At 45.2% G+C, this 3,027-nt stretch carries 3 protein-coding genes; 2 read left to right on the top strand and 1 reads right to left on the bottom strand.

Annotation, left to right across the window (positions count from 1 at the left end; translation table 11 throughout):
- The coding region (locus ACVB80_RS24230) for an IS4 family transposase (RefSeq protein WP_481080767.1) at positions 1–1,010 on the bottom strand (1,010 nt) is incomplete at its 3' end.
- Positions 1,011–1,188: 178 nt separating this feature from the next.
- Between ACVB80_RS24230 and ACVB80_RS24225 the strand changes: the two genes are divergently transcribed.
- Together ACVB80_RS24225 and ACVB80_RS24220 are read left to right on the top strand one after the other, a co-directional pair.
- On the top strand, positions 1,189–1,860 hold the full coding sequence (locus ACVB80_RS24225) for a 5'-nucleotidase (RefSeq protein WP_481083828.1): 672 nt from the start codon (positions 1,189–1,191) through the stop codon (positions 1,858–1,860).
- Between the two features lie 39 nt (positions 1,861–1,899).
- Positions 1,900–3,011 (top strand): IS3 family transposase gene (locus ACVB80_RS24220; protein WP_481081072.1). Its coding sequence is split into 2 segments (ribosomal slippage): positions 1,900–2,152 and positions 2,152–3,011, totalling 1,113 coding nucleotides; the frame shifts between segments, so codons are not numbered across the junction.
- Positions 3,012–3,027 lie beyond the last annotated feature (16 nt).

Here is a 3,027-nt window from a genome sequence, read left to right as displayed (position 1 = left end):
ATTAGCCCATTCCACCACATAATGATTTCGGCCAGTAGCGCCATGAGCAACAAGATGTCGATGCGCTTGGTGCATCGGGTTCGATTGTGCCTCAGTGCTAACCCATAAGCAGGACTTTTGAGATCCCGAAAGGATTCTTCTATCTGCATTCGCTTTGAGTAGAGTTGAGTTATCTGAATCCCATTCATGATGTTATTGGGCAAACTCGTAACAAGTAACCACGGTTCTTTTGCACCTTTGAGGAATACTTTTCCAGCCGAGTGCTTTTGACAAGTTCTGCTGTGACGATGTGCCTTTCTGCCTTTGGGTTGACCCTTATACAAGTAAGCAGAACACTTTAGAGGGGAGCGTTTCGCTAGTTCACATTCACCAAGAAAACGCGGTTTATCAGTGGCTTCTGGATAGAAGGTTTTGTTCGAGCACCAAGCTTGGTTAGGAAGTTTGATAGAGACTTCGCCACGAACACGGCCAAGCCAGAACCACCCTTTACTTTCTACTTGTCGAAACCAGGTATTTCGAAAGCCAGCATCGGAAACAATGATTGGAACACATCCGTCAGGGAGTATGGTTTGCAGTTTGTTCAAGAAGAGTTGGTGACTGTTGGGTGAGTTGTACTGTTTATATTCGAAAGCTTGCTCGTATAGCGTCACCGCTCGTCCCTTAACAGCAATCGACGCACGTAAGGTCATGTACCGTAGTTGCTCTCGAACATCAGACCAATCGACAAGAACAACAGGAAAGGGGTTAGCGTGGGTAATAAGTGAAGCATGCCATTTATAGATGGCGTCTTTTTCTCGGTGAAGGTTGTGGTTTCCGAGGAGTCTGTCGATGCGTTTAATTGAATGCTTTACCGTGGTATTTGCTTCAAGTGAACGACCAATTTTGGTCAGGGTCAACTCAGCGCCGTCGAGAACGGATTTGGTAGCAAGTATCAGAGAATTAAGTCGTTTTTTGTGAATGTTGGGACACTGTTGAGCCAGTGTTTGCTGTAGAATCTGGATATCGCACATCGCTAAGAATCTCTTTCTTATCTATCTGTGAAGGTGTGTTTTTGGCGAAATTCATTAGATCAGATAGGGCGATGTGCGTCTACTCATTGTTTTGAAAGGAAATTATGAGGGGATTCGTAAGGATCAAGCGTTAGTTGCGTCACAGAAAAATTTTAATACGTCAGAAAGGGAAAGGATTATGCCAATAGATTTAACAGAAACTTTGGTTGTCGGGATTTCAGCTACTGCACTATTTGATTTATCTGAAGCTGATGAGATCTTTAGAGAAAAAAACAAAACAGATCCAAACACAGCGATAGACGAATATCGAACATATATGCTTGAGTACGAAGATGAACCGCTAAATGATGGTACAGCTATGCCGTTAGTAAAGTCACTGCTAAATCTCAATAAGCACAAAAGTCCGAAAGATAATGCACCAATAGTCGAGGTAGTTGTTATTTCAAGGAATAGTCCGGAAACTGGCTTTAGAGTATTGAATGAAATTCGTAGGAGAGAACTCCCTATTACGCGTTCAGCATTTACAGCTGGTGAAGCGAGTTCGATCTATTTAGACGCTTTTTATGTCGACTTGTTTCTAACTACCAATGAGCAAGATGCTCAAGAAGTCATCGATAGTGGAGTATGTGCCTCGGCATTAGTAAAAAGGCCCCCTCAATCAGAGGCGAGTTTGAACGAAGAGCAAGTTCGCTTTGCTTTTGATGCGGATGCTGTGCTTTTTAGCGAGGACAGTGAAATTGTTAACCAAACGGATGGGTTAGAAGAATTCTGGCGTAGTGAAAATGAAAAACAGGATATCCCTTTACAAGAAGGTGTAACCCTCCCCAAAAAACTGGTCACTAGTAATTAGAGCTTTTCCGTTTACACTGAAACAAACGGAGAACGCATGATGAAGAAATCACGCTACACAGAGACACAAATCGTCAGGATCCTCAAGGAAGTGGAAGCAGGCCGAAAGGTCAATGAAGTTTGCCGTGAATATGGCATCTCTGATGCGACTTACTACAACTGGAAATCCAAGTATGGTGGTATGGAAGCATCGGATGTGAAACGCCTGAAAGAGCTTGAAGATGAGAATCGAAGGCTCAAACAGATGTTTGCTGATCTCAGCCTTGAGCATCGCATTGTCAAAGACATTCTGGAAAAAAAGCTCTAAAGCCAGCGGTTAAACGGGAACTGGTCGATTATGTTCGCAAACAGTTCCAAACCAGCCTGAGAATGGCCTGCCGCGCAGTTGGCATCAGTGATTCGGTATATCGCTACCGGCCAGATCCTCACCGGGATGATGAGGTGATAGCCAAACTTCAGGAAGTAACTGAGCGGTATCCTGCATACGGATTTGGCAAGGTATTTGCCGTGCTCAGGCGTTGGGGGCATGCATGGAACCATAAACGGGTTCATCGTGTTTACTGTTCTCTGAAACTGAACATGCGCCGCAAGGGCAAAAAACGCTTACCCAAGCGCGAGCCCGCGCCCCTGATATGCCCGGACTGGGTCAACAGCTGTTGGTCTATCGACTTTATGAGTGACTCACTGAACTGTGGCAGACGCTTTCGCACATTCAATGTCGTGGATGACTTCAACCGTGAAGTACTCGCGATTGAAGTGGACCTGAATCTGCCCGCTCCACGGGTGATACGGGTTCTCGAACGTATCATTGCCTGGAGAGGCTATCCCGGAAAACTGCGAATGGACAATGGGCCAGAGTTTATCTCAACCGCTTTGGCTGAATGGGCAGAAAAAAACAAGGTGGAACTTGAGTTCATTCGGCCAGGAAAGCCCACAGAAAACTCGTATATCGAGCGTTTTAACCGGACGTACCGGACAGAAGTTCTGGACATGTATGTGTTCAAAACACTGAGTGAAGTCCGGGAACTGACGGAAAACTGGATGAGGGAGTACAACGATGAACGCCCTCATGAATCACTGAATGATCTGACTCCCTGGGAGTATTTAGCAAGGCATGAAAACAGGAAAACCTCTAATTTAGAATGCCACTAAAACAGGGAGGGTTACA

The sequence above is a fragment of the Vibrio sp. 9-16B-A1 genome, assembly GCF_056726165.1.
The sequence above is the reverse complement of the archived record's forward strand: the minus strand, read 5'-3'. Positions and strand labels throughout refer to the sequence as shown.

Excerpts from the sequence above, each read along its gene's own strand:
- ACVB80_RS24225 (WP_481083828.1), top strand. The coding sequence starts at position 1,189 with ATGCCAATAGATTTAACAGAAACTTTGGTTGTCGGGATTTCAGCTACT.